25 protein-coding genes are annotated in these 24,883 nt (G+C 71.1%); 6 read left to right on the top strand and 19 right to left on the bottom strand.

Annotated elements, in window-relative coordinates; all coding sequences use genetic code 11:
* The first annotated feature begins 131 nt into the window (after positions 1-131).
* The 5 genes from ACRB68_RS40230 (at position 132) to ACRB68_RS20605 (ending at position 3,638) form a co-directional block, all read left to right on the top strand.
* Positions 132-953, top strand: a complete 822-nt coding sequence (locus ACRB68_RS40230; protein WP_194293379.1) for a hypothetical protein — start codon at positions 132-134, stop codon at positions 951-953.
* Positions 953-1,384 carry a roadblock/LC7 domain-containing protein gene (locus ACRB68_RS20620; RefSeq protein WP_153534454.1) on the top strand — a complete coding sequence of 144 codons (432 nt, stop codon included), beginning with the start codon at positions 953-955 and terminating at the stop codon, positions 1,382-1,384. Before ACRB68_RS40230 ends, ACRB68_RS20620 begins: the two co-directional genes overlap by 1 nt.
* On the top strand, positions 1,381-1,818 hold the full coding sequence (locus ACRB68_RS20615; protein WP_153534452.1) for a DUF742 domain-containing protein: 438 nt from the start codon (positions 1,381-1,383) through the stop codon (positions 1,816-1,818). Before ACRB68_RS20620 ends, ACRB68_RS20615 begins: the two co-directional genes overlap by 4 nt.
* Positions 1,799-2,407: a GTP-binding protein gene (locus tag ACRB68_RS20610; protein WP_153534450.1), complete on the top strand. Its 609-nt coding sequence runs from the start codon at positions 1,799-1,801 to the stop codon at positions 2,405-2,407. The genes ACRB68_RS20615 and ACRB68_RS20610 overlap by 20 nt, the downstream gene beginning before the upstream one ends.
* Positions 2,408-2,534: 127 nt before the next feature.
* Positions 2,535-3,638, top strand: a complete 1,104-nt coding sequence (locus tag ACRB68_RS20605) for a hypothetical protein (protein ID WP_153534448.1) — start codon at positions 2,535-2,537, stop codon at positions 3,636-3,638.
* Between the two features lie 61 nt (positions 3,639-3,699).
* Here the strand turns inward: ACRB68_RS20605 and ACRB68_RS20600 are convergent, their stop codons facing one another.
* The 19 genes from ACRB68_RS20600 to ACRB68_RS20510 form a co-directional block, all read right to left on the bottom strand.
* Positions 3,700-4,677: a polyprenyl synthetase family protein gene (locus tag ACRB68_RS20600; protein ID WP_153535240.1), complete on the bottom strand. Its 978-nt coding sequence runs from the start codon at positions 4,675-4,677 to the stop codon at positions 3,700-3,702.
* A gap of 72 nt (positions 4,678-4,749) precedes the next feature.
* Entirely contained in the window at positions 4,750-6,312 is a 1,563-nt protein-coding gene (nuoN, locus tag ACRB68_RS20595; RefSeq protein WP_153534446.1) for an NADH-quinone oxidoreductase subunit NuoN, read from the bottom strand.
* The gene (locus ACRB68_RS20590) at positions 6,309-7,883 is read right to left on the bottom strand and encodes an NADH-quinone oxidoreductase subunit M (RefSeq protein ID WP_328594489.1); all 1,575 of its coding nucleotides are present in this window, start codon (positions 7,881-7,883) and stop codon (positions 6,309-6,311) included. The genes nuoN and ACRB68_RS20590 overlap by 4 nt, the downstream gene beginning before the upstream one ends.
* 70 nt (positions 7,884-7,953) lie before the next feature.
* Complete coding sequence (gene nuoL, locus ACRB68_RS20585) at positions 7,954-9,867, bottom strand: NADH-quinone oxidoreductase subunit L (protein ID WP_153534444.1); 1,914 nt, start codon at positions 9,865-9,867, stop codon at positions 7,954-7,956.
* Between the two features lie 10 nt (positions 9,868-9,877).
* Complete coding sequence (gene nuoK, locus ACRB68_RS20580) at positions 9,878-10,177, bottom strand: NADH-quinone oxidoreductase subunit NuoK (RefSeq protein WP_153534442.1); 300 nt, start codon at positions 10,175-10,177, stop codon at positions 9,878-9,880.
* A complete protein-coding gene (locus ACRB68_RS20575; protein WP_328594488.1) occupies positions 10,174-11,064 on the bottom strand; it encodes an NADH-quinone oxidoreductase subunit J in 891 nt (296 codons plus the stop codon). Before ACRB68_RS20575 ends, nuoK begins: the two co-directional genes overlap by 4 nt.
* Positions 11,061-11,666: an NADH-quinone oxidoreductase subunit NuoI gene (gene nuoI, locus ACRB68_RS20570; protein ID WP_328594487.1), complete on the bottom strand. Its 606-nt coding sequence runs from the start codon at positions 11,664-11,666 to the stop codon at positions 11,061-11,063. The genes ACRB68_RS20575 and nuoI overlap by 4 nt, the downstream gene beginning before the upstream one ends.
* Complete coding sequence (nuoH, locus tag ACRB68_RS20565; RefSeq protein ID WP_153534440.1) at positions 11,653-12,993, bottom strand: NADH-quinone oxidoreductase subunit NuoH; 1,341 nt, start codon at positions 12,991-12,993, stop codon at positions 11,653-11,655. The genes nuoI and nuoH overlap by 14 nt, the downstream gene beginning before the upstream one ends.
* Complete coding sequence (locus ACRB68_RS20560) at positions 12,990-15,476, bottom strand: NADH-quinone oxidoreductase subunit G (protein ID WP_328594486.1); 2,487 nt, start codon at positions 15,474-15,476, stop codon at positions 12,990-12,992. Before ACRB68_RS20560 ends, nuoH begins: the two co-directional genes overlap by 4 nt.
* Complete coding sequence (nuoF, locus tag ACRB68_RS20555) at positions 15,473-16,771, bottom strand: NADH-quinone oxidoreductase subunit NuoF (protein WP_328594485.1); 1,299 nt, start codon at positions 16,769-16,771, stop codon at positions 15,473-15,475. Before nuoF ends, ACRB68_RS20560 begins: the two co-directional genes overlap by 4 nt.
* The gene (gene nuoE, locus ACRB68_RS20550) at positions 16,768-17,604 is read right to left on the bottom strand and encodes an NADH-quinone oxidoreductase subunit NuoE (RefSeq protein ID WP_153534438.1); all 837 of its coding nucleotides are present in this window, start codon (positions 17,602-17,604) and stop codon (positions 16,768-16,770) included. The genes nuoF and nuoE overlap by 4 nt, the downstream gene beginning before the upstream one ends.
* Positions 17,601-18,950, bottom strand: coding sequence for an NADH-quinone oxidoreductase subunit D (locus ACRB68_RS20545; RefSeq protein ID WP_328594484.1), 1,350 nt, complete (start codon positions 18,948-18,950; stop codon positions 17,601-17,603). Before ACRB68_RS20545 ends, nuoE begins: the two co-directional genes overlap by 4 nt.
* Positions 18,947-19,693, bottom strand: a complete 747-nt coding sequence (locus ACRB68_RS20540) for an NADH-quinone oxidoreductase subunit C (RefSeq protein ID WP_328594483.1) — start codon at positions 19,691-19,693, stop codon at positions 18,947-18,949. Before ACRB68_RS20540 ends, ACRB68_RS20545 begins: the two co-directional genes overlap by 4 nt.
* A 196-nt stretch (positions 19,694-19,889) precedes the next feature.
* On the bottom strand, positions 19,890-20,438 hold the full coding sequence (locus ACRB68_RS20535; RefSeq protein ID WP_153534436.1) for a NuoB/complex I 20 kDa subunit family protein: 549 nt from the start codon (positions 20,436-20,438) through the stop codon (positions 19,890-19,892).
* Position 20,439: 1 nt separating this feature from the next.
* A complete protein-coding gene (locus ACRB68_RS20530; protein WP_153534434.1) occupies positions 20,440-20,799 on the bottom strand; it encodes an NADH-quinone oxidoreductase subunit A in 360 nt (119 codons plus the stop codon).
* Between the two features lie 184 nt (positions 20,800-20,983).
* Positions 20,984-22,240, bottom strand: a complete 1,257-nt coding sequence (locus ACRB68_RS20525; RefSeq protein WP_328594481.1) for a geranylgeranyl reductase family protein — start codon at positions 22,238-22,240, stop codon at positions 20,984-20,986.
* Between the two features lie 146 nt (positions 22,241-22,386).
* Positions 22,387-23,088: a demethylmenaquinone methyltransferase gene (locus tag ACRB68_RS20520; protein WP_153534432.1), complete on the bottom strand. Its 702-nt coding sequence runs from the start codon at positions 23,086-23,088 to the stop codon at positions 22,387-22,389.
* A 57-nt stretch (positions 23,089-23,145) separates the two neighbouring features.
* Positions 23,146-23,379, bottom strand: a complete 234-nt coding sequence (locus ACRB68_RS20515) for a DUF4229 domain-containing protein (RefSeq protein ID WP_153534430.1) — start codon at positions 23,377-23,379, stop codon at positions 23,146-23,148.
* Positions 23,380-23,414: 35 nt separating this feature from the next.
* Complete coding sequence (locus ACRB68_RS20510; RefSeq protein ID WP_153534428.1) at positions 23,415-24,374, bottom strand: threonine ammonia-lyase; 960 nt, start codon at positions 24,372-24,374, stop codon at positions 23,415-23,417.
* A gap of 244 nt (positions 24,375-24,618) precedes the next feature.
* Here ACRB68_RS20510 and ACRB68_RS20505 point away from each other — a divergent pair, with 244 nt between their 5' ends.
* Positions 24,619-24,816: a BldC family transcriptional regulator gene (locus tag ACRB68_RS20505; protein ID WP_103564504.1), complete on the top strand. Its 198-nt coding sequence runs from the start codon at positions 24,619-24,621 to the stop codon at positions 24,814-24,816.
* The last annotated feature ends 67 nt before the right edge of the window (positions 24,817-24,883 follow it).

The following is a 24,883-nucleotide window of genomic DNA, read 5'->3' as shown; positions in this document are numbered from 1 at the left end:
TTGCGTTGGTAAGGTTCTGGGCTGTGTGGAACGCCCCCGGCGGGTCCACTCATCTCAGCACGAGAAGTGTTTCGCGACCCCAAAAACGGCCCGGCCGGGCTCGCGAACTCCCTTACATATCGTTGGGTCGGTTGTTAATGCGCTTCCGCAACTCCCGTCTGCGGGCGAAAGTCACGGCTCCGCCGGTTTCGCCGACCGCCCTGTGGGCGTTCGCGGCCCGGGCCACCCCGCGCGAGGGGGTGAACCTGCCGCGGGTCGGCGCCTGCGACGCCCGGCCCGCCCGCGGCGCCGGCGCGCGCGGCACCGGCCGCGTCCGCGCGACCGAACTGCACTCCGGTGCCATTGACCCGGTTTATCGCGCCCACCCCGAAAACGCCGCGCCCGACGACGAACGGCCCGCCAAGGACATCCGCACGCCGCTGGAACTGAACCGAATTCGGGAAGTGCCGTCCCAGGAGGACGCGCTGACCAGCGGACACATCCGGCCGGCCGGGCACACGCAGTTCACCGGACTCGCCGGCAGCCGCCCGATGAACACCGTCCGGGCGCTCATCGGGATCCGGCATTGCGAACCGGTCATCTGCGACGGGCTCCCCGAAAGCAGCGAACCCGCCCCCTTCCAGAACCTGGAAGACCGGAACCGCCGGGCCGTCCCGCGGAACGTGCCACGAACGGCACCGCAGCCGCCCGAGACCGCCGCCGAGCCGGAGGAAGAGCCGCCCGTGCCCGAAGACCCCACCACGCCGTCCGGCCTGCCCGTCCGGGTCCCGCAGACGAGCCTGGCGCCGCCGCTGTGCGACGGCGCCCCGCAGGACGCCGACCCCGAAGAGCCGGCCCGGACGCCCGCCGAGATCCAGCGGATCATGGGCTCCTATCAGCGCGGCACCCGCCGCGGCCGCAGCGACGCGGCCGAAACCCTGGGCAAGCACGCAGAAGGCGAGGACGAGCAGTGATGCAGAAGGCGGGTTCGGCGGCCGATCTGGGCTGGCTGCTGGACGACCTGGTCGGCCGGTTGCCGCACGCCCGGCACGCGGTCGTGCTGTCGGCCGACGGGCTGCTCATGGCCTCCTCGGCGAGCATGACCCAGGACGACGGCGAGCACCTGGCCGCCGTCGCGGCCGGCATCCAGAGCCTGGCCAAGGGCGCCGGCACCCGCTTCGGCGGCGGCCCCGTCCGCCAGACGATCGTGGAGATGCAGTCGGCGTTCCTGCTGGTCTCGGTCGCCGGCAAGGGCGCCTGCCTGGCCGTGCTGAGCGACGAGGAGGCCGACGTCGGCCTCATCGCCTACGAGATGGCGATGCTGGTCACCAGCATGGGCCACCACCTGTCGACCCCGTCCCGGACCGAGTCCACCACCGCACCGGAGAGCCGACCCACGTCATGATGCCGCCCGAGGATCCAGCGCAGGAGCGATGGCCTGAGGAGCAACGGCCCCAGTGGCCCGGTCAGCCCGAACCCGACCAGTGGCTCGACGAGCACGCCGGCCCGATGGTGCGGCCGTACGTGATGACCGGGGGCCGGATCGAGCCGACCCGGGGCAAGTTCGACCTCATCACGCTGGTGGTGGCGGCCGGGCCCGAACCCGACGGCCAGCTCGGCCTCGGCCCCGAGCACGTCGCGATCATGCGGTTGTGCCGGACGGTGATGTCGGTCGCCGAGCTCACCGGGTACCTGGACCTGCCCGTCGCCACGGTCCGGGTGCTGCTCGGCGACCTGCTCGACAAGAGCCTCATCACCATGCAGGAACCCGAACCGGAGGCGGACATGCACGACATCAGGCTCTACCAGGCGGTGATCGATGGCCTCCGGGCACTCTGACCGCGGCCCGCGCGGCCGCCGGCTCCCCACCGCCGTCAAGATCGTCATCGCGGGCGGCTTCGGCGTCGGCAAGACCACGATGGTGGGCACCGTGTCGGAGACCGCGCCGCTGCGCACCGAGGAGATCCTCACCGACGAGGGCGTCGGCGTCGACGACCTGTCGGGGGTCGAGCGCAAGAAGACCACCACGGTCGCCATGGACTTCGGCCGCATCACCATGCGCGACGAGTACGTCCTGTACCTGTTCGGCACGCCGGGCCAGGAGCGGTTCTGGTTCATGTGGGACGAGGTCTCGCTCGGGGCGCTCGGCGCGGTCGTGCTCGCCGACACCCGGCGGCTGTCGGACTGCTTCCCGTCGGTGGACTACTTCGAGCGGCGCGGGACGCCGTTCGTCGTCGCGGTGAACTGCTTCGAGGGGGCGCAGCAGTTCGACCTGGCCGAGATCCAGATGGCGCTGAACCTCGGCCCGTCGGTGCCGGTGATGCTGTGCGACGCGCGCAGCCTGGAGTCCTGCAAGAAGATCCTCATCGACCTGGTCCTGCACGCGATGAAGTTCCGCGGCCTCCTCCCCCAGCCCCAGCAGGCCTGACCCGGACACGAGGAAAGGGGGGCGCCTTCCGGCGCCCCCCTTTTCCCTGCCCGCCGCCATAGCAGACTTATACCCGCACTTTGCCGTTCGGCTGTCACCGATCGAACGCGTTCGGCAACCTTCGGGCATGGTCTCATCCCCTCATGAGGCGCTCCACCAGCTCTTCCGGGAGGACACCGCCCTGTTCGGGCGGGCCCTGGAACACCTGCTGGGCCTGGAGTTCCCCACCCCGCGCGCCGTGCGCGTCCTCAACTGCGACCTCACCGAGGTGAAGCCGCTGGAGCGCCGCGCCGACACCGTCCTGATCTCCGAGAGCGACGAGGGCGATCACATCATGATCGTCGAGTCGCAGGGCCGGCCGGACCCGGGCAAGCACTCGAGCTGGTGCTACTACATCGCCTACCTGCACGACAAGTACAAGTGCCCGGTGACCCTGCTGGTGACCTGCTCCGACAAGGCCACCGCCGACTGGGCCGGCCGCCCCATCAAGATCGGCCACGAGAAGTGGCCGGCCATGGTGGTCCGCCCCATCGCCCTCGGCCCCGGCAACGTCCCCGCCGTCACCGACCCCCGGCACGCCTCCGACGACGTCTTCTTCGCCGTCTTCTCCGCACTCACCCACGCACGCTCCGCACACGCGGATGCGATACTGGAGGCGCTGGCCGACGCGCTCAACATCCTGGATACCGATTCCGCCGGATTCCTCGCCGAATTCACTCGGGCCGGTCTCGGCGACACCGCCGCCGGCGAACTGTGGAGTTTGCTGATGAGCACGAAGATCTACCCGTACCAGACCGACCTCGGCAAAGCCCTGAACCCTGAAACCTACGCCAAGGGCGAGGCCAGCGGCAGGGCCGAAATGTTGCTGAAGGTGCTCCGGTTGCGCGGCATCGAAGTTCCTCAGGACGTCGCCGACCACATCATGGCCTGCACCGACGAGGCCACCATCGACCAGTGGCTGAGCCGCAGCCTCACCGCCACCACCATCGACGACGTCCTCGACCCCGTCCTCAGCCCCGGGACCTTCACCAGAGGCCATGCCGAGGGCTATGCCAGAGGCTGCGCCGAAATGATGTTCGTGGTGCTCCGCGCCAGGGGCATCGAAGTTCCGCGGGAAGCCGCTGCACAGGTCATGGCCCGCATCATGGCCGACGCCGGCGATGCCGCTCTCACCCGGTGGGCTGAGCGCGCGATCACCGCCACCACCATCGACGACGTTCTCGCGGGCTGACACCGGCGGGAAAGCGGAAGGGGAGCGCCGGAGGCGCTCCCCTTCCGCTTGCGTTCTGGTGTCAGCCGGTGCGGGTGACGACGTAGTCGCACAGGCCGGTGAAGGCCGCGCGGGCCGGGATGTCGGGCAGGGTCATCAGCTCGGCGCGGGCGTCCTCGGCCCAGCGGCGCAGGTCCGCGCGGGCCTGGTCCATCGCCGGGTGCGCGCGCAGCAGCGCGAGCGCCTCGGCGTGCAGGGCGTCGTCGGTGAGGTCGGTGTCCAGCAGCTCGCGCAGCCGGGCGTCGTCCGGGCCCGAGCCGGCGCCGGCCAGGACCAGGTGCATCGGCAGGGTGCGGATGCCCTCGCGCAGGTCGGTGCCGGGGGTCTTGCCGGACTGCTCGGCGTCGGAGGTGATGTCCAGGATGTCGTCCGACAGCTGGAACGCCACGCCGATCTTCTCGCAGGCCGAGGTGATGGTGTCGACCACGTGCGGCGGGGCGCCGGCCAGCAGCGCGCCGAACTGGCCCGACACCGCGATCAGTGAGCCGGTCTTGTCCGCCACGACCTGCAGGTAGTGCTTCAGCGGGTCGGCGTCGGCGGCCGGGCCGACCGTCTCCTGGATCTGGCCGCGCACCAGCCGCGCGAACGCGCGGGCCTGGATGCGCACCGCCTCGGGGCCGAGGTCGGCCAGCAGGTCCGAGGCGCGGGCGAACAGGTAGTCGCCGGTGAGGATCGCGACGGTGTTGGTCCACCGCGCGTTCGCCGACTCCTGGCCGCGCCGCACCGGCGCCTCGTCCATCACGTCGTCGTGGTACAGCGTGGCCAGGTGGGTCAACTCGACCACGACCGCCGCCGGGACGACGCCCGGGGCGGTCTTGTCGCCGAACTGGGCGGCCAGCACCACCAGCATCGCGCGAAAACGCTTGCCGCCCGCCTCGACCAGGTGCTTGGACGCCTGGGTGAGCAGCGGGTCCTCGCTGCGGACCGCGTCGAGCAGCAGCGCCTCGACCCCCGCGAGCGCGGTGCGGGCGTCGGCGGCGAGCCCGGCGTCGATGGGCAGCCCGAACGGGCCCGTCGCCTCTACAGGCCCGCCGTCGAACTCCGCAGCGGAAACGCTACTCACCCAAACCCCCTACCGGACGAACATCTGCGTCGCGGCATGCCCCGCGAGGTCCAGCATGGGCTGGGGGAGCACACCGAGTACCACAGTAGCCGCCACGCCGAGCGCGACCGCAGCCGCGGTCGCCGGGGCGGACACCACGGTCGGCCCGTCGGCGTCCGGCTCGCTGAAGAACATCACCACGATGACGCGGACGTAGAAGAACGCCGCGACCGCCGACGACAGCACGCCGACGACCACCAGCGGCGTCGCGCCGCCCTCGATCGCGGCCTTGAACACCGCGAACTTGCCGGTGAAGCCGCTCGTCAGCGGGATGCCGGCGAACGCCAGCAGGAAGAAGGCGAACACCCCCGCCACCAGCGGGGAGCGCTTGCCGAGGCCGGCCCAGCGCGACAGGTGCGCCGCCTCGCCGCCCGCGTCCCGCACCATCATGATCACCGCGAACGCGCCGATCGTGGTGAAGCCGTAGGCGGCCAGGTAGAACAGGGTGCCCGACAGGCCGTCGCGGGAGGTGGCCACGACGCCGGTGAGCAGGAACCCCGCGTGCGCGACCGAGGAGTAGGCCAGCATCCGCTTCAGGTCGGTCTGGGTGATCGCGATGACGGCGCCGGCGACCATGGTGAGGATCGCCACGCCCCACATCGCGGGCCGCCAGTCCCACCGGAGGTTCTCCAGCGCCACGTAGTAGACCCGCAGCATCGCGCCGAACGCCGCGACCAGGGTGCACGACGCCATCAGCGCGGTGATCGGGGTCGGGGCGCCCTGGTAGACGTCGGGCTTCCACATGTGGAACGGCACCGCGCCGAGCTTGAACAGCAGCCCGACCGACAGCAGCGCGACGCCGGCGAGCAGCAGCGTGTCGCTGCCGGCGTCCTTGCTGAGCTGCGCGGAGATCGCGCCGAGGCGGACCGACCCGGCGTAGCCGTACAGCAGCGCCGTCCCGTAGAGGAAGAACGCCGAGGAGAACGCGCCGAGCAGGAAGTACTTGACCGCCGCCTCCTGCGACAGCAGCCGCCGCCGGCGGGCCAGGCCGCACAGCAGGTACAGCGGCAGCGACATGACCTCCAGTGCGACGAACATGGTGAGCAGGTCGTTGGACGCCGGGAACATCAGCATCCCGCCGACCGCGAACATCATCAGCGGGAACACCTCGGTCTGGGTGAACCCGGCCGCCATCGCGTCCTGCTCGGCCTCGCTGCCGGGCAGCGCGGACGCCTGCGCGGCGAAGCTCGGCTGCCGCCGCTCGGCGACCAGCAGCAGGCTGATCAGCGCCAGCACCAGGATGGTGCCCTGCAGGAACAGGGTGGGGCCGTCCACGCCGATCGCGCCCTCGGCGGCGACGTGGAACGGCTTGTCCTGCGCCGCCAGGTAGATCGTCCAGACGAACGCGCCGAGCAGGCCGAGCGCGGCCAGCGGCACCTGGGCGCGGTACCGGCCGGACCGGCCGACGAACGCCTCGACCAGCACACCGGCGATGGCGACGCCGAACACCAGCAGCATCGGCGCGAGCTGGCCGTACTCGATGTGCGGGGCCGGGATGTCGGCCCCCTGCGCCAGGACGACTCTCGCGGTCATGGGCGCGCTCCGTTCTCCGCGACGTTGATCTTGGGGGCCGGGTCGTGCCGGTCCAGCCGGACCATCGTCTGCTTCACCGAGGGATTGATCACGTCCAGCACCGGCTGCGGGAAGAAGCCCATCGCCACGATGATCGCGATGATCGGCGCGACGGCGAGCTTCTCCCGGGCCGACAGGTCCGGCATGGCCCGCACCGGTTCGGCGGCGGGGCCGCCCATGGTGCGCTGGTAGGTCCACAGGATGTAGATCGCGGCCAGCACGATGCCGATGGTGGCGATCACCGCGGGCACCCGGTACCGCTCGAAGGTGCCGGTGAACACCATGAACTCCGACACGAACGGCGCGAGGCCGGGCAGCGACAGCCCGGACAGGCCGGCCACCAGGAACGTCCCGGCGAGCACCGGGGCGATCTTCTGCACGCCGCCGAAGTCGGCGATCCGCGCCGACCGGCGGCGCACGATCATGAAGCCGACGATGAGGAACAGCGCGCCGGTGGAGAACCCGTGGTTGATCATGTACAGCGCGGCGCCGGACTGGCCCGCGGTCGTCATCGCGAAGATGCCGAGCACGATGAACCCGAAGTGCGACACCGAGGTGTAGGCGACCAGCCGCTTCAGGTCGACCTGGCCGATCGCCAGGACCGCGCCGTAGATGATGCTGACCACCGCGAGGGCGAGCACGACCGGCGTCGCCCACTTGGCGGCGCCGGGGAACAGCTCCAGGCAGAACCGGAGCATGCCGTAGGTGCCGACCTTGTCCAGCACGCCGACGACGAGCACCAGCGCGCCCGCCGGGGACTGCGCCGCGGCGTCGGGCAGCCAGGTGTGCACCGGCACCATCGGCGCCTTGATCGCGAAGGCGACGAAGAAGCCGAGGAACAGCCACCGGGCCGTGGTCGGCTCGATGTGCATGGTGCTGAGCTCGCTGAACAGGAAGGTGCCGTGGCCGACGCCGCCCGCGCTCGGCGCCTTGGCCGACAGCGGGTACAGCCAGATGACGGCGACCAGCATCAGCAGCCCGCCGAACAGCGAGTACAGCAGGAACTTCACCGCGGCGTAGGAGCGCTGCGCGCCCCCGTAGTAGCCGATGATGAAGTACACCGGGATGAGCATCGCCTCGAAGAAGACGTAGAACAGGAAGACGTCGGTCGCCGCGAAGACGCCGATCATCGTCGCCTCGAGGCCGAGGAGCAGCGCGAAGTAGGTCTTGGCGGAGCGCCTGGCCGGGACGTCGACGCCGCCGGAGCGGCCGGCCTCGTCCCAGGAGGCGAGCACCACCAGCGGCACCAGGATCACCGACAGCACGACCAGCGTCAGCGCGATGCCGTCGACGCCGACGGCCCAGTGCACGCCGAACTGCTTGATCCACCAGTACTTCTCTTCGAACTGGAAGCGCGCGCCGCCGGTGTCGAACTGCGACGTCATCACCAGCGCGAGCGCCGCGACGACGACGGAGACACCGAGCGTGACCTGCTTGGCGAGCGTCTCGCGCGCGCTTGGCAGCAGGGCCACCACGAGCGCGCCGACGAGCGGCAGCGCGATCAGTACGGACAGCCAGGGGAAGTCGTTCACGAGACGTTCACCGCCAGGAGCGCGGCCACGATGACTGCGGCTCCGATTCGACACAGCATGGAAAGGGCGTTCACGAAACGTTCACCGCCAGCAAAGCGGCCACGATGACCGCGGCGCCGAAGAACATGGAAAGGGCATAGGACCTGACGAAGCCCGTCTGGATCCGCCGGACACGGCCGGAGGTGCCGCCGATGCCGGCCGCCAGGCCGTTGACGGCGCCGTCGACGCCCCGGTTGTCGAACCAGACCGCCAGGCGGGTCAGCCACTGGCCGGGACGCATCAGCAGCGACTCGTTCAGCGCGTCCCCGTACAGGTCCTTGCGGGCCGCGACGGTGACGAACGAGCCCTTCGGCGCCGTCGTCGGCACCGGGCGGGCGCCGTACTGGCGCCACGCGATGCCGGCGCCGAGGACCATCAGGACGAAGGTCGCGATGCCGGGGACCGTGATGAACTTGAACTCGTGGTGCTCGGGCTCGCCCACGACCGGGGCGAGGAAGTCGGCGAAGCCGCCGAGCACCAGGAACCCGCCGGCGAACACCGAGCCGAACGACAGCAGGATCAGCGGGACCGTCATCACCTTCGGCGACTCGTGCGGGTGCACGCCCTCCTCCCAGCGCTTCTCGCCGTAGAAGGTCATGAACATCACCCGCGACATGTAGTACGCGGTGATGCCCGCGCCGATCAGCGCGCACGCCCCGAGGATGCTCCCCGAGGTGCCGCCCTTCTCGAACGCGGCCTCGATGATGCCGTCCTTGGTGAACCAGCCCGACAGGAACGGGAACCCGATGATGGCCAGGTAGCCGAGCCCGAACGTGGCCCAGGTGAGGACCATCATCTTGCGCAGGCCGCCGTAGTGGCGCATGTTCACGTCGTCGTTCATGCCGTGCATGACCGAGCCGGCGCCGAGGAACAGGCCCGCCTTGAAGAAGCCGTGCGCGATCAGGTGCGCGATGGCGAAGACGTACCCGGTCTTGCCGAGCCCGGCGGCCAGGTGCATGTAGCCGATCTGCGACATCGTCGAGCCGGCCAGGGCCTTCTTGATGTCGTCCTTGCCGCACCCGATGACCGCACCGGCCAGCAGCGTGGCCGCGCCGACGATCGTCACCACCAGCTGCGCCGTGTGCGACATCTCGAAGATCGCCGCGGAGCGGACGATGAGGTACACGCCCGCGGTCACCATCGTCGCGGCGTGGATGAGCGCCGACACCGGGGTCGGGCCCTCCATCGCGTCCAGCAGCCACGACTGCAGCGGCAGCTGCGCGGACTTGCCGCACGCGCCGAGCAGGAGCAGCAGGCCGAGCGCGGTCGCGGTGCCCGACGACAGCTTGGCGGCGGCGCCGACGTGCTCGGCGCCGGTGCCGAGGATCTGGTCGAACCCGGCGGTGCCGAACACCGCGAACATCAGCATCAGCGCGGTCAGGAAGCCGAGGTCGCCGACGCGGTTGACCACGAACGCCTTCTTGGCCGCGGTCGCCGCGGTCGGCTTGTACTGCCAGAACCCGATCAGCAGGTAGGACGCCAGGCCGACGCCCTCCCAGCCGAGGAAGGTGATCACGTAGTTGCCGCCGAGGACCAGCGTCAGCATCGCCGCGACGAACAGGTTCAGGTAGGCGAAGAACCGGCGCCGGTCCGGGTCGTGCGCCATGTAGCCGATGGAGTAGACGTGGATGAGCGTGCCCACGCCGGTGATCAGCAGGACGAAGCTGATGGACAGCGGGTCCACCAGCAGGTCCGCGCCGACCTTGACCACGCCGGCGTCGATGAAGTCCCACAGGTGCAGGGTGCGGCGCCGCTCCTCGGCGTCGTACCCGAGCATCTGCGCGAACATCGCGACGCCGACCACGAACGAGGCCGCCGACGCCGTGACGCCGAGCAGATGACCCCATCTGTCGGTGCGCCGGCCGCCGAGCAGCAGGATCGCCGCGCCCGCGAGCGGCAGGGCGATCAGAAGCCAGGACGCGGCCTGGATGCCTTCCGCTTTCATTCCCTGCCTCTCAGTACTTCAGCAGGTTCGCGTCGTCGACCGACGAGGACCTGCGGGTCCGGAAGATGGTCATGATGATCGCCAGGCCGACCACGACCTCCGCCGCGGCCACCACCATCACGAAGAACGCGATGATCTGGCCGTCGAGCTTGCCGTGCATGCGGGCGAAGGTGACGAACGCCAGGTTGGTGGCGTTCAGCATCAGCTCGACGCACATGAACACCACGATCGCGTTGCGGCGCACGAGCACGCCGAGGCCGCCGATGGTGAACAGGATCGCCGACAGCGCCAGGTAGTGTCCCGGGCTCATCGCTCGGCCTCGCCTTCAGAGATGCCGGTGGAACGGACGACCGCCCGGCCCTCGGCGTCCGCGCCCTCGGCCCGCCCCGTGGCGGCCTGCACCGCCGCCACGTCCGCGGTGACCGCGTCGCCCTCGGACTCGCCGTACAGGTCGGTGTGCCGGGAGGCGGTGTCGGCGCGCGCCGCGATGACGGGGTTGACCGACAGCTCCGACGGGGTGCCGTCCGGCAGCAGCGCGGGCATGTCGACCGCGTTGTGCCGGGCGTAGGTGCCGGGGCCGGGCAGCGGGCCCGGGTGCGCGGCGCTCTTGAACCGCTTGACCGACAGGTCCTTCTGCGTCGGCTTCGGCGTGGTGCGCTCGCGGTGCGCCAGCACCATCGCGCCGAGCGCCGCGGTGATCAGCAACGCGCTGGTCACCTCGAACGCGAACACGTACTGGGTGAACAGCAGCCGGGCCAGGCCGATGACGTTGCCCTCGGCGTTGGCCTGCTTCAGGCCGGCCGAGTCGCCGAGCGCGGCGTTGCCGAACCCGGCGGCGAGCAGCACCAGGAAGCCGAGCGCGGCGACCGCGCCCCACAGGCGCTGGCCCCGGATCGTCTCCACCAGCGAGTCGGTGGAGCTGACGCCGACCAGCATCAGCACGAACAGGAACAGCATCAGCACCGCGCCGGTGTACACGATGACCTGGACGAACGCCAGGAACGGCGCGTCCTGCACCGCGTACAGCGCGGCCAGCGACAGCATCACCACCGCGAGCAGCAGCGCCGAGTGCACCGCCCGCCGCATGAAGATCATGCCGAGGGCGGCGCAGACCGACACCACGGCCAGCAGCCAGAAGATGAACGCCTCGCCGGGCTGGGCGTCGGCCACCTGGCCGGCGATCACGTGCGCGGTCACTTGCGGTCACCTCCCTCTTCGGGCGCCGACCGGCGAAGCCGCCCCTCCGCCTCTTCGGGGGGTGCGGGGGGTCGCCCCCCCTCGGGGGAATCGGGCGTGAGGCCGAGGCGGTAGTACTCCTCTTCGGTGTCGCCGAGCCGCATCGCGTGCGGCGGCGCCTCCATGCCCTCGCGCAGCGGCGCGAGCAGCATGTCCTTGGTGTAGATGAGGCTCTCCCGGCTGTCGTCGGCGAGCTCGTACTCGTTGGTCATCGTGAGCGCCCGGGTCGGGCAGGCCTCGATGCAGAGGCCGCACAGGATGCACCGCAGGTAGTTGATCTGGTAGACGCGGCCGTAGCGCTCCCCGGGCGAGTAGCGCTCGTCCGCGGAGTTGTCGGCGCCCTCGACGAAGATGGCGTCGGCCGGGCACGCCCAGGCGCACAGCTCGCACCCGACGCACTTCTCCAGCCCGTCCGGCCACCGGTTCAGCTGGTGCCGGCCGTGGAAGCGCGGCGCCGTCGGCTTCTTCACCTCGGGGTACTGGACGGTCTCGCTCTTCATGAACATCTGGTGGAACGAGACCCCGAACCCCTTGACCGGGTTCAGGAAGTCAGTGAATCCCACTTGCGACCTCCTTGGGGGACGCTTCGGTCGGGCGCGGAGCCGGCACGCTCACCGGCCGGCCGTGGTAGTGCGGGGCGTCCATCGGCGGCACCGGGAAGCCGCCCGCCGCGGCGTCCGCGGCGCCGGTCCCGGTGGGCTCGGGCTCGGGCCCGTCCTTCTTGCCGCCCCGGCCCATCTCCCAGGCGACGGTCGCGGCGATGACCAGGCCGGCCGCGATCGCGGCGTACAGGAAGATCGACTGGACGGCGTAGCCCTCGTTCTTCAGCGCGCGCACCGTGGCGACCAGCAGGATCCAGCCGAGCGAGAAGGGCATCAGCACCTTCCAGCCGAGCTTCATCAGCTGGTCGTAGCGGACCCGCGGCAGCGAGCCGCGCAGCCAGATGAAGAAGAAGATGAACAGCCAGAGCTTCACCATGAACCACAGCACCGGCCACCAGCCGCTGTTGGCGCCCGCCCAGACCGTGGAGATCGGCGCGGGGGCCCGCCAGCCGCCGAGGAACAGCGTGGTGGCGAGGGCCGACAGGGTGGCCAGGTTGATGTACTCGGCGAGGAAGAACATCGCGAACTTCAGCGACGAGTACTCGGTGTGGAAGCCGCCGACCAGCTCGCCCTCGCCCTCGGGCAGGTCGAACGGGATGCGGTTGGACTCGCCCATCATGGTGACGACGTAGACCAGGAACGACGGCAGCAGCAGCACCGCGAACCAGGTGTCGGTCTGGGCGTTGACGATGCCGGTCGTCGACATCGTCCCGGCGTACAGGAACACCGCCACGAACGACAGCCCCATCGCGATCTCGTAGGAGATCACCTGCGCGGACGAGCGGAGCCCGCCGAGCAGCGAGTAGGGCGACATCGACGACCAGCCGGCCAGCACGATGCCGTAGACGCCCATCGAGGACATCGCCAGCACCAGCAGCACCGCGACCGGCAGGTCGGTGCCCTGCAGCGCGGTGTGGTGGCCGAAGACCGACACCGTCGGCCCGAACGGGATGATGATGAAGGAGATGAACGCCGGCACCGCCGACACCACCGGCGCCAGCACGAAGACGATCTTGTCGACCTGGCGCGGGACGATGTCCTCCTTCAGCGCCAGCTTCACGCCGTCGGCGAGGCCCTGCAGCAGCCCGAACGGGCCGCAGCGGTTCGGGCCGACGCGCAGCTGCATCCGGCTGATGACGCGGCGCTCCACCCACATCGACATCAGCACGGTCAGCACCAGGAACACGAAGATGGCGAGGACCTTGCCGCCGATCAGCCACCACGGGTCCTTGCCGAACGCCGACAGCGTCGGATCCGAGGGCGCGGGCGCGTAGGCGAGCAGACTCATTCGGTGCCTCCAACCTCGAAGTCCTCGGCCGCGGCGCGGTCGGCGACGGGTTCCTCCGTCACGGGCCCGGCGGCGGCGGAGATCTCTACGATGCTCGCGGCGGTCGCGCCGAGGTCGCGGTACAGCGCGGCGCCCGCCGAGTTGGCGGGCAGCCACACGGTCCGGTCCGTCAGGTCCGGCGTGATCTCCAGCGGGAGCGTGACCGCGCCGCGCGGGCCGGTGACCGTGACCGCGTCCGTCGCGCCGATCTCGGCGGCGGTCGCGGGCGACAGCCGGGCGAGGGCGGGCTTGGCGGTGCCGGCCAGGTAGGGCTCGCCGTCCTGCAGCCGGCCCCGGTCCAGGAGCAGCCGCCAGGTGGCCACGAGCGCCTGGCCCGGCCCCGGCTCGGGCCGGTGGCCCTGCGCGGTGCCCGGCGCGGCCGGCCGCTCGCCGCGGTACACGCCGAGCTCGGCGAGCTCGCGGCGCGCCGCCTCGGGCCCGGGCAGGCCGAGGTGGACGTCCATCTCGCCGGCCAGCGCGTCCAGCACCCGCAGGTCGGCCATCCGGCCGGTGGACTTCAGCGCGGCGTCGAACGGGCGGCCGCGGCCCTCCCAGTCGACGAACGTGCCGGCCTTCTCGGCGACGGCCGCGACCGGCAGCACCACGTCGGCGCGGTCGGTGACCGCGCTCGGCCGCTGCTCCAGGCTGACGATGAACGGCGTCGCGTCCAGCGCCGCCAGCACCGCGCCCGGATCGGGCATGTCGTAGGGGTCCACGCCGCCGACCAGCAGCGCGGCCCGCTCGCCGCGGGCGGCGGCGGCGAGGATGCCGGCGGCGTCCTCGCCCGGCCCGGCGGGCAGCTCGGCGACGCCCCAGACCCGCGCGACCTCCGCGCGGGCGGCCGGGTCGGTCACCGGGCGGCCGACCGGCAGCAGCCCGGGCAGCGCCCCGGCCTCCAGCGCGCCGCGCTCCCCCGCCCGGCGCGGCACCCAGGCCAGGCGCGCGCCGGTGATGTGGGCGAGCCGGACGACGCTGGACAGCGCGCCCGGCGCCGCCGCGAGCCGCTCGCCGACGAGGATGACCGCGCCGGGCGTCTCCAGCAGCTCACGGGTCCCGCCGCCGTCGATGATCGAGCCGAGCACCTCGGCCTCGTCGCCCGGCCGGGCCGGCAGCAGCGTGCCGCCGACCTTGGCCAGGCCGCGCGACGCGAACGGCGCGACGGCGAAGACCTTCAGGCCCTTCTTGCGGAACGCCTTGCGCAGCCGCAGGAAGACGATCGGCGACTCCTCCTCGGGCTCCAGGCCCGCGAGCAGCACCGCCGGCGCCTTCTCCAGGTCGGCGTAGGTGACCTCGATCGGGCGGCCCGCCACCGCGGAGGCCAGGAACTGCGTCTCCTCGGCTGAGTGGGCGCGCGCGCGGAAGTCCACGTCGTTGGTGCCGAGCGCGACCCTGGCGAACTTGGCGTAGGCGTAGGCGTCCTCCAGCGTCACCCGCCCGCCGGTGAGGACGCCGGCCCGGCCGCGCGCCCCCGCCAGGCCGCGCGCGGCGGCGGCGAGCGCCTCGGGCCACGACGCCGGCTCCAGCTCGCCCCGCTCGTTGCGGACCAGCGGCTGGGTGAGCCGGTCGGGCTGGGTGGCGTAGGTGAACGCCCACCGGCCCTTGTCGCAGTTCCACTCCTCGTTCACCTGCGGGTCGTCGCCCGCCAGGCGGCGGGTGACCTTGCCGCGCCGGTGGTCGGTGCGCAGCGCGCAGCCCGACGCGCAGTGCTCGCAGGTGCTCGGCTGCGACACCAGGTCGAACGGCCGCGACCGGAACCGGTAGGCCGACCCGGTCAGCGCGCCCACCGGGCAGATCTGCACGGTGTTGCCGGAGAAGTAGGACTGGAACGGCTTGCCGTCGGCGATGCCGACCTGCTCCTTGGCGCCGCGCTCCAGCAGGTCGATGAACGCGTCCCCGGCGATCTGGTCGGAGAAGCGGGTGCAGCGGGCGCACTGGATGCAGCGCTCGCGGTCCAGCAGCACCCCGGTCGACAGCGGCAGCGGCTTGGGGAAGGTCCGCTTGGTCTCGGCGAACCGCGACTCGCCGCGCCCGTTGGACATCGCCTGGTTCTGCAGCGGGCACTCGCCGCCCTTGTCGCAGACCGGGCAGTCCAGCGGGTGGTTGATGAGCAGCAGCTCCATCACGCCGTGCTGGGCCTTGTCGGCGACCGGGGAGGTGAGCTGGGTCTTGATGACCATGCCCGGCATCACCGTGGTGGTGCACGACGCCGCCGGCTTGGGCATCCCGCGGCCGTTGCCGGCGTCGGGGATCTCCACCAGGCACTGGCGGCAGGCCCCGACCGGGTCCAGCAGCGGATGGTCGCAGAACCTGGGGATCTGGATGCCGAGCAGCTCGGCGGCCCGGATGATCAGGGTGCCCTTGGGCACCTCGACCTCGAACCCGTCGATGGTCACCTGGACCATCTCGACCTGCTCGGTCTTGGGAGTGTTGTCGGTGACGGTCACTTGGCACCTGCCCAGAGGGTGGACTTCGCCGGGTCGAACGGGCAGCCGCCCTGCTCGAAGTGGGCGATGTACTCGTCGCGGAAGAGCTTGATCGACGACACCACCGGGCTCGTCGCGCCGTCGCCGAGCGCGCAGAACGAGCGGCCGAGGATGTTGTCGGACAGGTCCAGCAGGGTGTCGAGGTCCTCCTCGCTGCCCTGCCCGGCCTCCAGCCGCTTCAGCATCTTCTTGTACCAGTAGGTGCCTTCGCGGCACGGCGTGCACTTGCCGCACGACTCGTGCGCGTAGAACTCCGACCAGCGTAGGACGGCCCGCACCACGCAGGTCGTCTCGTCGAAGATCTGCAGGGCGCGGGTGCCGAGCATCGACCCGGCCGCGCCGACCGACTCGAAGTCCAGCGGCACGTCCAGGTGCTCGTCGGTGAACAGCGGGGTGGACGAGCCGCCCGGCGTCCAGAACTTCAGCCGGTGCCCCTCGCGGATCCCGCCCGCCATGTCCAGCAGCTCGCGCAGCGTGATGCCGAGCGGCGCCTCGTACTGGCCGGGCCGGGTCACGTGGCCCGACAGCGAGAAGATCCCGAACCCCTGCGACTTCTCGGTGCCCATCGCGGCGAACCAGTCCGCCCCGTTGGCCACGATCGAGGGAACCGAGGCGATCGACTCGACGTTGTTGATGACGGTGGGACCGCCGTAGAGTCCCGCGACCGCCGGGAAGGGGGGCTTCAGCCTGGGCTGACCGCGGTACCCCTCCAGGGAGTCCAGCAGCGCCGTCTCCTCGCCGCAGATGTAGGCCCCGGCGCCGGTGTGCACGACCAGTTCCAGGTCGTAGCCGGAGCCCAGGATGTCCTGCCCGAGGTAGCCGGCCTCGTACGCCTCGGCGACCGCCCGCTGCAGGCGGCGGATGACGTGCAGCACCTCGCCGCGCACGTAGATGAACGCGTGGTTGGACTTGATCGCGTAGGCGCTGATGATGACGCCCTCGACCAGCACGTGCGGGTTGGCCATCATCAGCGGGATGTCCTTGCACGTGCCCGGCTCGGACTCGTCGGCGTTGACGACCAGGTACCGCGGGTTCGGGCTGGACGGCGGCAGGAACCCCCACTTCATGCCGGTGGGGAAGCCCGCGCCGCCGCGGCCGCGCAGCCCGGAGTCCTTGACGGCCTGCACGATCGCGTCGGGGTCCATGCCGAGCGCGGTGCGCAGCGCCTGGTAGCCGCCCTCGCGCTCGTACCCGGCGCGGGTGAAGGAGTCGGCCTGATCCCAGTTCTTGGTGAGGATCGGGGTCAGCGTGGTCACTGGTTCTTCCCCTCCTGGCTGCCCGGCTTGACGTCGCCGCCGATGGGCTCGCCCGGCTCGTTCGGCGGCGGGTCGGTGACCTCGCCGGCCTGGACGGGCTCGTCCGGCCCGACCCGCCCCGCGCCAGTGCCGTTGGAAGGCGGGGCCTCCCAGCCGCGCTCCTTGGCCAGCTCCAGCCCGCGCAGCGACTCCGGTCCGGCCTGCACGCCCTCGTGGGCGCGGCCGTCGGGGAAGCCGGCGAGCACCCGCGACGCCTGCTTCCAGGTGCACAGCCCGTTCGGCCCGCGAGAAGGAAGCACTTCCTTACTCGAGCGCAGGTCGTCGACCAGCTCCTTGGCCTTGGCCGGCGTCATGTTGTCGAAGAACTCCCAGTTCACCGTCATGACGGGGGCGAAGTCGCAGGCCGCGTTGCACTCGATGCGCTCCAGCGAGACCTTGCCGTCCGGCGTGGTCTCGTCGTGGCCGACACCGGTGTGCGCGGACAGCTCCGCCCAGATCTGGTCGCCGCCCATCACCGCGCACAGCGTGTTGATGCAGACGCCGACGTGGTACTCCCCGACCGGCTCGCGCTTGTACTGGGTGTAGAACGTCGCCACGCCGGTGACCTGCGCGGGCGTGATGCCGAGCAGCTCGGCGCACAGGTCGATGCCGCGCCGGGTGATGTGCCCGTCCTCGGACTGCACCAGGTGCAGCATCGGCAGCAGCGCCGACCGCGTCTTGGGGTAGCGGGCGATGATCTCCTTGGCGTCCCGCTCGAGGCGCGCGCGCGTCTCCAGGTCGTAGGGCTCGGTGCCCGCGTAGGGACCTTCGATCTGATGCAGCTGATCGGTCATCGGTCCACGCCTCCCATAACCGGGTCGATGCTGGCGACCGCGGCGATGACGTCGGCGATCATGCCGCCCTCGGCCATCGCGGGGGCCGCCTGCAGGTTGGTGAACGACGGGTCGCGGAAGTGCACCCGGTAGGGGCGGGTCCCGCCGTCGGACACCACGTGCACGCCGAGCTCGCCGCGCGGCGACTCGATCGCCGCGTACGCCTGCCCGGCCGGCACCCGGAACCCCTCGGTCACCAGCTTGAAGTGGTGGATGAGGGCCTCCATCGAGGTGCCCATGATGTGCGCGATGTGCCGGGGCGAGTTGCCCATGCCGTCCGCGCCGATGGCCAGCTGCGCCGGCCAGCCGATCTTCTTGTCCTCGATCATCACCGGGCCCTTGACCGTCTGCAGCCGCTCCACGCACTGCTCGACGATCTTCAGGGACTCCTCCATCTCCTTCATCCGGACCAGGTAGCGGCCGTAGACGTCGGAGGTGGTCTGCGTGGCGACCTCGAAGTCGTAGGTCTCGTAGCCGCAGTAGGGCTGCGACTTGCGCAGGTCCCACGGCAGCCCCGTCGCGCGCAGCACCGGGCCGGTGATCCCGAGCGCCATGCACCCGGTGAGGTCCAGGTAGGCCACGTCGACGGTGCGCGCCTTGTAGACGGGGTTGTCGTCCATCAGCTTGCGCATCGCCTGGAACCGCTTCGGCATCCGGTCCAGGTAGTCGCGCAGCTTGCTGAGCGCGCCGCTCGGCAGGTCCTGCGCGACGCCGCCCGGCCGGACGTAGGCCATGTTCATCCGCAGGCCGGTGATCTCCTCGAACAGGTCGAGGGTGTACTCGCGCTCGATGAAGCCGTTCAGCATCACCGTCGTCGCGCCGAGCTCCAGGCCGAACGTGGCGATCGCGACCAGGTGCGAGGAGATCCGGTTGAGCTCCATCATCATCACCCGGATGATCTGGGCCCGCTCGGGGATCTGGTCGGTGATGCCGAGCAGCCTCTCCACGCCGAGGCAGTACGCCGTCTCGTTGAAGATCGGCGCCAGGTAGTCCATCCGGGTGCAGAACGTGGTGCCCTGCGTCCAGGTGCGGAACTCCATGTTCTTCTCGATGCCGGTGTGCAGGTAGCCGATGCCGACCCGGCACTCGGTCACCGTCTCGCCGTCGAGGGTGAGGATGAGGCGCAGCACGCCGTGCGTGGACGGGTGCTGCGGGCCCATGTTGACGACCAGGCGCTCGTCGCCGCCGTCGGCGGCGCCGGCGACGACCTGGTCCCAGTCCTGCCCGTTGACGTCGAAGACCTTGCCCTCGGCCGCCTCGTCGGCGGCGTAGGCGTCGTATTCGGTGTACTTGGTGGAGGGGCTCACGTGTACGACCTCCGCTGGTCCGGCGGCGGGATCTCCGCACCTCGGTACTCGACGGGGATGCCGCCGAGGGGGTAGTCCTTGCGCTGCGGGTGCCCGACCCAGTCGTCCGGCATCTCGATGCGGGTGAGCGCCGGGTGGCCGTCGAACACGATCCCGAAGAAGTCGTAGGTCTCGCGCTCGTGCCAGTCGTTGGTCGGGTACACCTCGACGACCGACGGGATGTGCGGGTCGGCGTCGGGGCAGCTCACCTCCAGCCGGATCCGCCGGTTGTGGGTGATCGACAGCAGGTGGTAGACGGCGTGCAGCTCGGCGCCGGTGTCCTGCGGGTAGTGCACGCCCGACACCCCGGTGCACAGCTCGAACCGCAGGTCGGGCTGGTCGCGCAGGGTCCGCGCGACCTCGGGGAGGCGCTCGCGGCGGACGTGGAAGGTGATCTCGCCGCGGTCGGTCACGACGCGCTCGACCGCGTCGCCGAAGCCGGGCAGGGCCTGCTCCAGCGCGTCGGCGACGGCGTCGAACTCGCCCGCCTCGGCCGCGCCGTCCGGGCCGCCGTAGGGCCGCTCGGACGACACCTTCGGCCGCTGCCGGACGACAAGACCGCCGTAGCCGGAGGTGTCGCCGGTGGTCTTGGCGCCGAACATGCCCATGCGGACGACCGGCTGCTCCTGCCGCTCCTCCTCCGTCGCCGCCGGAAGGCGGTCGGCGGCCTGCTCCGCCGCCTGCTCGGGATTCTGAGAAGTCACAGCGCCCCCCGCTCGACTCCGGCGCGCTTTACGGCACGCGCTTCCCTCGTCGCAGGCTCCTCAGTCCAGCGCGCGCCGCGCGCCTGCGTCTCGCTCAACAGCGCCCCCCGCTCGACTCCGGCGCGCTTTACGGCACGCGCTTCCCTCGTCGCAGGCTCCTCAGTCCAGCGCGCGCCGCGCGCCTGCGTCTCGCTCATCAGATCGTCCCCTGTCCCAGCAGCGGCAGCTGGCGGCGCTTGGCCTCTTCCAGCTCCTGGATCTGCTTGGCGCGCTGCGGGCCCAGCTTGGTGTTCTGGATCTTGTCGTGCAGCTTCATGATCGCGTCCAGCAGCATCTCCGGCCGCGGCGGGCAGCCGGGCAGGTAGATGTCCACCGGGACGATGTGGTCCACGCCCTGCACGATCGCGTAGTTGTTGAACATGCCGCCCGAGGAGGCGCACACGCCCATCGCGATGACCCACTTGGGCTCGGTCATCTGGTCGTAGATCTGGCGCAGCACCGGCGCCATCTTCTGGCTCACCCGGCCCGCGACGATCATCAGGTCGGCCTGCCGGGGCGTCGCCGACGCCCGCTCCATCCCCCACCGGGCGAAGTCGTGCCGGGGGTCGCCCGCCGCCATCATCTCGATCGCGCAGCAGGCGAGCCCGAACGTGGCGGGCCACACCGAGCTCTTGCGCGCCCATCCGGCGACCTGCTCGACCGTCGTCAGCAGGAACCCGCTGGGGAGTTTCTCCTCTAGACCCATCTCAGTCCCACTCCAGACCACCGCGCCGCCAGATGTAGGCGTACGCCACCAGCACGGTGAGGATGAAAAGGACCATCTCCACCAGACCGAAAATCCCCAGGTGGTCGAAGGCGACCGCCCAGGGATAAAGGAAGATGATCTCAATGTCGAAGACGATGAACAGCATCGCCGTGAGGTAGTACTTGATCGGGAAGCGCCCGCCGCCCACCGGCTGCGGGGTCGGCTCGATGCCGCACTCGTAGGCGTCCAGCCTGGCCCGGTTCCACCGCTTGGGACCGGTCATGGAGGCCATCGCCACCGAGCCGGCCGCGAACAGGAAGGCCAGCGCTCCCAGCACGATGATCGGGATATAGAGATCCATCGTCCCTATCGCCTCTCCTCGGAACGTACGACGTTGTACGAGACGCGTCCCGGGCCGCGCACGGGGCGGTGCGCGGCGCCGGACGGACGCGCCACGGTGACGCGACCGCCCTCGTGACCTCGGTCACGAACGCGGGTCGTCACCCTAGCCAAGGTGATCAATAGCACTCCCCTCAGGGGGTCGATTAAGCGGCGGGCGCCACCTTCTGCATGGCGTTGATGATGCGGTCCATCGCGTCACCGCCGCGAGGGTCGGTGAGGTTGGCCAGCAGCTTCAGGGTGAACCGCATCAGCGTGGGGTGCGGCAGGCCGTGCGCGGTGAGGAACTTCATCACCCGGGGGTCGCCGATGGCCTGCACGAACACGCGGGCCAGCGTGAAGTAGCCGCCGTGCTCGTCCTTGAGGATGCGCGGGTACTCGTACAGGGTCCGCTCGCGCTGCGCCGGGGTGCGGCGCGCCAGCGCCTGCACCATGATGTCGGCGGCCAGCCGGCCGGACTCCAGCGCGTAGTCGATGCCCTCGCCGTTGAAGGGGTTGATCATGCCGCCGGCGTCGCCGACGAGCAGCATGCCGCGGGTGTAGTGCGGCTGCCGGTTGAAGCCCATCGGCAGCGCCGCGCCCCGGGTCGGGCCGGTCGCGTGCTCCTCGTCGAAGCACCAGTCCTCGGGCATGGTGGACGTCCAGCCCTTGAGCATGCCGCGGTAGTCGACGTTCTGGAACGACTTGCTGGTGTTGAGCAGGCCGAGGCCGACGTTGCAGGTGCCGTCGGCGACGGGGAAGACCCAGCCGTAGCCGGGCAGCAGCCGCTGCCCGTCCCACAGCTCCAGCCACGCCTCCATGTAGTCGTCGGTGTGGCGGGGGCTCTTGTAGTAGCGGCGGACCGCCACGCCCATCGGCCGGTCCTCGCGGCGCTGCAGGCCCATGGCCAGCGACAGCCGGGTGGAGTTGCCGTCGGCGGCGACGACGAGCGGGGCGTGGAACTCCACGTCCTCGCCCTGGTGCTTGGCGGTGACGCCGGTGATGCGGTCGGTGCGCTCGTCCAGGATCGGGCCGGTGACGTTGCAGCCCTGCAGCAGGCGGGCGCCGGCGCGGGCGGCGTGCTCGGCGAGCAGCTGGTCCAGGTCCATCCGGGTGCGGACCAGGCCGAAGTCGGGGAAGCTGGCAAGTTCCGGCCAGGGCAGCTCGACCTTGACGCCGCCGCCGTAGATGCGCAGGCCCTTGTTCCGGCTCCAGCCGGGGGCGTCGATGTCCACGCCCATGGAGATGAGCGCCCGCACGGCGCGGGGGGTGAGGCCGTCTCCGCAGATCTTGTCGCGCGGGAACGTGGCCTTCTCCAGGAGCAGCACATCCAGGCCGGCCTGGGCCAGCCAGTAGGCGGTCGATGATCCGGCGGGCCCGGCCCCGACGACGATGACGTCTGCGTGTCGGGTGGAGTCGGTCACAGCGTTCCTCTTAGCTCGTTCGCTTGTGAAGTACTTCACAAGAATCCGTTGGGGAGTCTATTCCTTTGGAGCGGCCCGTGGGTACCTCTCGGCACCCCGGGTTTTGGACCGGTCCGAAAACAGGCGGGTGGCCCGTTCCGAACCGATCAGCCGGGATTGACGGCGTGGTGCAGCGCCGCCACCCCGAAGGTGAGGTCGCGCCAGCGGACCTTCGTCCAGCCGGCGTCCTGGATGATCCGCGCCAGCGCGGCCTGGTCGGGCCAGGCCAGCGTCGACTCGGCCAGGTAGTGGTAGGAGTCGGGGTTGGAGCTGACCTTGGCCAGCAGCGGCAGCCCGACCTTCAGATGGGCCTTGTGCCCGAACGCCAGCAGCGGGTTCGGGGGGTGGCTCACCTCGCAGATGAGCAGCCGGCCGCCGGGGCGCGCGACGCGGCGCAGCTCGCGCAGCGCGGCGATGGTGTCGGCGACGTTGCGCAGCCCGAAGGAGATGGTGACGGCGTCGAAGGAGTCGTCGGCGAAGGGCAGCCGCAGCGCGTCCCCGGCGACGAAGCTGAGCCGCTCCACGCCCTCCTGCCGGCGCACCCCGACCCGCAGCATGCCAAGGGAGAAGTCGCAGGCCACCGTCTCGGCGCCGGACTCGGCGAAGGGGACGGAGGAGGTGCCGGTGCCGGCCGCCAGGTCGAGCACGCGCTCACCGGGCCGCGCCGCGACGGCCCGGACGACCTCGCGCCGCCAGCGGCGGTCCTGGCCGCCGGTCATCAGCGTGTTGAGCAGGTCGTAGCGTTCGGCGGTGCTGTCGAACATGGCCGCGACGTCGGCGGGCTGTTTGTCGAGAGAGGCGCGGGTCATGCCACCACCATAGGAGGCGGCCCGCGCGGCGGCGCGTGCGCCGTCCCGCCTAGGAGGTCAGGCGTCTTCCTTGGTCCGCGCCTGCTCGAACTTCTGCTTCCGCTCGATCACCGCGGACGACACCGCGTCGCGCTGGCGCGACAGCAGCACGTAGCTGATCAGGCCGCTGAGCAGCATGGCGGCCAGCAGCAGGAAGGCCGGGGTCTGCTGCAGCGGGGTGAACCACAGCACGCCGGCGGTCGCAGCGAAGATCAGCAGCCGCGCGAGGGAGTAACGGAGTACAGGATGCATGACGCCTACGAGATTACCCCCGCCCCCGCGAGGTGCTAACGCAGGACCTCGGCGAACAGCGCCGGGTCGGCGTTGCCGCCCGACAGGACCGATACATAGGTGCGTGCTTCGGGCAGCTCGGCGCGGCGGTAGAGGTAGGCGGCGGTGGCGACGGCGCCGCCTGGCTCGGCGATCAGGCGGGCCTCGCGGGCGAGGCGGCGCATGGCGCCGCGGATCTCGTCGTCGGTCACGGTGACGATGGCGTCCACGTGCTCGCGGATGTGCGCGAAGGTGAGGTCGCCGACCCGCTGCACGCGCAGCGCGTCGGCGATGGTGCGGCCGGTGTCCTCGGCGGGCCAGCCGACGGGGTGCCCGGCGCGCAGCGAGTCGCGGGCGTCGGCGGCCAGCTCGGGCTCCACGCCGATCACCCGGGCGGCCGGGTTCAGCGCCTTGACCGCGGCCGCGACGCCGGAGATCAGGCCGCCGCCGCCGACCGGGACGAGCACCACCTGCGCGTCCGGCCGGTCCTGCACGATCTCCAGTCCGACGGTGCCCTGCCCGGCGATGACGCCGGGGTGGTCGAACGGCGGGACGAGGGTGAAGCCGTGCGCGTCCGCGAGCTGGGCGGCGGTGCCGGCGCGCGCCTCCAGCGTCGGCTCCACGTAGACGATCTCGGCGCCGAGCGCGGCGCACGCGTCCACCTTCACCGCGGGCGCGGTGTGCGGGATGACCAGCACGGCGCGGACGCCGAACTCGCGCGCGGTGTAGGCGACGGCCTGCGCGTGGTTGCCGCTGGAGTGCGCGACGACGCCGCGGGCGCGCACCTCCTCGGGCAGCGCGCCGATCACCGCGCGGGCGCCGCGGAGCTTGAACGCGCCGATCGGCTGCAGCGACTCGGCCTTGACCAGCAGCTCGGGGTCGGCGCCGGGAAAGGGCACGAGCGGGGTGCGCAGCACCGCGCCGGCGACTCCGGCGGCCGCGCGCTCGATGTCCGCCAGGGTCACCAGATCCGACATGCCCCGCAGCGTATGCCGTCGGGTTCGGTGGCCGGTAACGGGCGGCGCCCGGCGGGACCTGGCACATCGCGCGGGAAGGGTGGGATCGGTGTGCCCGGAGCGGCCTTCACTTCCCGTGATAGGCGCAGCTCAGCGGACTACGGAGCGTGATCTTTTCCGAAAACAAGGGAGAAATCGGTCTTGACCCGCCACACTAGGAAACAGTCCACCCGCGCAGAGAGCGGGACAAAGGGGGAGAGAAAACGTGGAGAGCACGAGCGAGCGCCTACTGACCCCGGGGGAGGTCGCCGCCCTGTTCCGGGTCGACCCGAAGACGGTCACCCGCTGGGCCGCGGCCGGGCGGATCAGCAGCATCCGCACTCCCGGCGGCCACCGCCGTTTCCGTGAATCCGAGGTGCACGCCCTGCTCCGCGGGGACGAACCTGTCGGGGCCGAACGCTAGACCACCGGGTTCCGGTCCCGGCGGCCGGCCCCGTCGCGCACGCGGTGCCGCTACTCCTCCAGCCTGG

Origin of the sequence: Actinomadura macrotermitis (assembly GCF_009604375.1) — a bacterium.
Classification (GTDB): Bacteria; Actinomycetota; Actinomycetes; order Streptosporangiales; family Streptosporangiaceae; genus Spirillospora; species Spirillospora macrotermitis.
This window is presented reverse-complemented; position numbering and strand designations above follow the sequence as displayed.

What these genes read in the sequence shown, in the direction of transcription:
- ACRB68_RS20520 (WP_153534432.1), bottom strand. Translation starts at nt 23,088, where the DNA reads ATGACCCGCGCCTCTCTCGACAAACAGCCCGCCGACGTCGCGGCCATG.
- ACRB68_RS20515 (WP_153534430.1), bottom strand. Translation starts at nt 23,379, where the DNA reads ATGCATCCTGTACTCCGTTACTCCCTCGCGCGGCTGCTGATCTTCGCT.
- ACRB68_RS20530 (WP_153534434.1), bottom strand. Translation starts at nt 20,799, where the DNA reads ATGGATCTCTATATCCCGATCATCGTGCTGGGAGCGCTGGCCTTCCTG.
- ACRB68_RS20610 (WP_153534450.1), top strand. Translation starts at nt 1,799, where the DNA reads ATGGCCTCCGGGCACTCTGACCGCGGCCCGCGCGGCCGCCGGCTCCCC.
- ACRB68_RS20620 (WP_153534454.1), top strand. Translation starts at nt 953, where the DNA reads ATGCAGAAGGCGGGTTCGGCGGCCGATCTGGGCTGGCTGCTGGACGAC.
- ACRB68_RS20535 (WP_153534436.1), bottom strand. Translation starts at nt 20,438, where the DNA reads ATGGGTCTAGAGGAGAAACTCCCCAGCGGGTTCCTGCTGACGACGGTC.
- ACRB68_RS20615 (WP_153534452.1), top strand. Translation starts at nt 1,381, where the DNA reads ATGATGCCGCCCGAGGATCCAGCGCAGGAGCGATGGCCTGAGGAGCAA.
- nuoE (WP_153534438.1), bottom strand. Translation starts at nt 17,604, where the DNA reads ATGACCGATCAGCTGCATCAGATCGAAGGTCCCTACGCGGGCACCGAG.
- nuoN (WP_153534446.1), bottom strand. Translation starts at nt 6,312, where the DNA reads ATGACCGCGAGAGTCGTCCTGGCGCAGGGGGCCGACATCCCGGCCCCG.
- nuoK (WP_153534442.1), bottom strand. Translation starts at nt 10,177, where the DNA reads ATGAGCCCGGGACACTACCTGGCGCTGTCGGCGATCCTGTTCACCATC.
- ACRB68_RS20510 (WP_153534428.1), bottom strand. Translation starts at nt 24,374, where the DNA reads ATGTCGGATCTGGTGACCCTGGCGGACATCGAGCGCGCGGCCGCCGGA.
- nuoH (WP_153534440.1), bottom strand. Translation starts at nt 12,993, where the DNA reads ATGAGTCTGCTCGCCTACGCGCCCGCGCCCTCGGATCCGACGCTGTCG.
- ACRB68_RS20605 (WP_153534448.1), top strand. Translation starts at nt 2,535, where the DNA reads ATGGTCTCATCCCCTCATGAGGCGCTCCACCAGCTCTTCCGGGAGGAC.
- nuoL (WP_153534444.1), bottom strand. Translation starts at nt 9,867, where the DNA reads ATGAAAGCGGAAGGCATCCAGGCCGCGTCCTGGCTTCTGATCGCCCTG.